Annotated in this window: 3 protein-coding genes; 2 read left to right on the plus strand and 1 reads right to left on the minus strand. The window is 67.0% G+C overall.

Annotated features, from left to right (window positions below; all coding sequences use genetic code 11):
• Positions 1–224 precede the first annotated feature (224 nt).
• Complete coding sequence (locus CO675_RS39440; RefSeq protein ID WP_097677257.1) at positions 225–680, minus strand: carboxymuconolactone decarboxylase family protein; 456 nt, start codon at positions 678–680, stop codon at positions 225–227.
• 110 nt (positions 681–790) lie between these two features.
• On the opposite strand from CO675_RS39440, the gene CO675_RS39445 reads away from it, so the two are divergent.
• Entirely contained in the window at positions 791–1,657 is an 867-nt protein-coding gene (locus CO675_RS39445) for a sigma-70 family RNA polymerase sigma factor (protein WP_097677255.1), read from the plus strand.
• Positions 1,658–1,721: 64 nt separating this feature from the next.
• Positions 1,722–2,978, plus strand: coding sequence for a M20/M25/M40 family metallo-hydrolase (locus tag CO675_RS39450; RefSeq protein ID WP_097677256.1), 1,257 nt, complete (start codon positions 1,722–1,724; stop codon positions 2,976–2,978).
• Positions 2,979–3,129 lie beyond the last annotated feature (151 nt).

Consider the following 3,129-nt stretch of genomic DNA (forward strand, 5'->3'; position numbering starts at 1 on the left):
CCATCAGCCGCCTCGGCCTTCCGATGGACGACCTCCTGAGATTCCACAGCTAGCCCGCGCGCCCCTTACCTCGCCCCGCTTGCGGGGAGAGGTCGGATCGCATGCAGCGAAGCGGAATGCGGTCCGGGCGAGGGGGTACAGCTCCATCCACCCGCGTCACTCGTGGAGAGAGCCCCTCACCCCGACCCTCTCCCCGTAAGAACGGGGAGAGGGAGACCAAAACCTCACACCTTCCAGACACCGACCGGCTGGCGCACGGCGACGTTGAGCCGGTTCCAGACGTTGATCGCGGCAATGCCGAGCACCAGAGACGCGAGCTGCTGCTCGTTGAAATGCTTCGCCGCCTCGTCCCACACCGCGTCCGTCACCGGATCCTCGCGGTCGCTGAGTCGGGTCACCGCCTCGGTCAGCGCCAGCGCGGCGCGCTCGGCTTCGGTGAAATACGGCGTGTCGCGCCAGGCGCCGACCGCGAACAGCCGCTCGTCGGTCTCGCCGGCCCGGCGGGCGAGTTTTGGATGCATGTCGACGCAGACGCTGCAGCCATTGATCTGGCTGGCGCGCAGATGCACCAGTTCGAGCAGCTTTTCCGGCAAAGCCGGTTTGGTGCTCTCGCTGAGCGCCTGCAGCGCCTTCATGGCATCGGGAACAACCATCACCGGGTGATTCATGCGGGCTTTCATCATATCACTCTCCTGATTTGTCTTTTGACGAAGCCGTGCCGATCTGTTGTCACATCGGCCCACTTTCGTTCGTCATGGCCATGACGGAGCGGACAAAGGGAATGTGACCGATGGACGAGAAAAAGTTTGTGGCCGAACAGTTCGAGGCCAACCGGCCGCGCCTGCGCGCCGTGGCCTACCGCATGCTGGGCTCGACCGCCGAGGTCGACGATGCCGTGCAGGAGGCCTGGCTGCGGCTCGGCCGCACCGACACTGCCGCGGTCGACAATCTCGGGGGCTGGCTGACCACGGTGGTCGCGCGAATCTGCCTCGACATGCTGCGCGCGCGCAAATCGCGCCGCGAGGAGCCGATCGGGCCGCATGTGCCGGAGCCGATCGCGGACAATCCGTCCGAGCGCGAGAGCGAGATGGCGGATTCCGTCGGCGCGGCGCTGCTCGTGGTGCTGGAGACGCTGGCGCCGGCCGAGCGGCTGGCTTTCGTGCTGCACGACATGTTCGCGGTACCTTTCGAGGAGATCGCGCCGATCGTCGGACGCACGCCGGCCGCCGCGCGGCAACTGGCGAGCCGCGCGCGGCGCCGCGTGCAGGGCGCACCGCCCGCGCCGGACGCCGATCTCAGCCGGCAGCGCGGCATCGTCGAAGCTTTCCTCGCTGCGTCCCGCAACGGCGATTTCGAAGGGCTGCTCGCCGTGCTCGCGCCCGACGTCGTGGTGCGCGCCGATCAGGCCGCGCAGCGGCTCGGCTCGCTGCCGGTGATCCGCGGTGCTGTTGCGGTCGCCGAAAGCTTCAAGGGACGCGCGCAGGCGGCGAGGCCGGCGCTGGTCGACGGCGCGATCGGCGTTGCCGTCGTCTTCGGCGGCGCGCTGCGCGTCGTGCTGCGGGTCACGATCTCAGGCGACAGGATCGCGGCGATCGATGCCACCGCCGAGCCCGCCGAGATCGAAACGCTCGATGTCGAGGTGCTCGACCAGGCCTGACGCGGCTGGAGACAGATGGTTTGCGATGTTAGTGTCCTCCCTGCGCTTTACAGGGAGGACAATCATGAAACGATCCATCAAATTGCTCGCGTCGGCCGGCCTGTTCTCGCTCGCCCTCGCCTCGTCCCCCGCCCTTGCTGCCGCGGATGAAAAGCTGCGCGCGGCCGCCGAGCAGGCCCAGCCGGCCGTGATCGAAAGCCTGCACGACATGGTGCTGATCGAGTCGGGCTCCAGCGACGTCGAGGGCCTGAAGAAGATGGCCGACTACACCGAAGCGCGGCTGAAGGCGCTCGGCGCCAAGACCGAGCGGCGCAAGACCACGAAAGGCGCCGGCGCCGACATGGTGATCGGCACCTTTGAGGGCACCGGCAGCAGGAAGCTGATGCTGATCGCGCATATGGACACGGTCTATGAGCACGGCATCCTCGATACCCAGCCCTACAAGGTCGACGGCAACAGGATCTACGGGCCCGGCATTGCCGACGACAAGGGCGGCATCGCCGTCATCCTGCATTCGCTGAAGATCCTCAACGATACCGGCTGGCGCGACTACGCAAAGCTCACCGTGTCGTTCAATCCGGATGAGGAAGTCGGATCGATCGGCTCCGGCGAGATCATCGCCGAGCTCGCCGACCAGCACGACGTGGTGCTGTCCTGCGAGCCGACGGTGGCACCGCCGGTGGCCAAGAATGAAAGTCTGCTGCTCGGCGCCAGTGGCACCGCGACCGGCACGCTGGACGTGAAGGGCAAGGCCTCGCATGCCGGCGCAGCCCCACAGCTCGGCCGCAACGCGCTGATCGAGCTGGCGCATCAATTGCTGCAGACCCAGGACGTCGCGAAATCGATTCCGGGCACGCAGCTGAACTGGACCACCGCGAAGGCCGGCACCGTGCGCAACCAGATCCCCGATCATGCCTCTGCCGGCGCCGACATCCGCCTCACCATTCCGGACGGCGTGCAGAAGCTGCAGGCCGCGCTCGACGAGAAGGTGAAAGACAGACTGATCCCTGACACCGAGGTGACCGTGAAGGTCACCGGGGGCCGCCCGCCCTTTGTCGCGAATGATCGCGGCCGCGCGCTCGCCAAGCAGGGACAGGCGATCTACGCGGAGCTCGACCGCACGCTCGATATTGCGGAGATGACCGGCGGCGCGACCGACGCCGGCTACGCCGCGCGCAGCGGCAAGGCCATCGTGGTCGAAAGCTTCGGCCTCGCCGGCTGGGGCTATCACGCCCGCGACGAATACATCGACACCAACTCGATCGTGCCGCGGCTCTACCTGATGACGCGGATCCTGATGGAGCTGGGCAAGGGGAAGTAGCTGCTGGTCGCGCGATCCGATAGACACGACCGCTGCAGGCCGGTGCTCATAATTCGCGCCAGAGCCTGGGGCCGCCCCTCTCCCCACCCTCCCCCACAAGGTAGGGCTATCGCATATGGCCAAGCACGGAGAGAAGGAAGTCGTTGTTCCA

The sequence above is a fragment of the Bradyrhizobium sp. C9 genome (assembly GCF_002532045.1).
Lineage (GTDB): Bacteria > Pseudomonadota > Alphaproteobacteria > Rhizobiales > Xanthobacteraceae > Bradyrhizobium.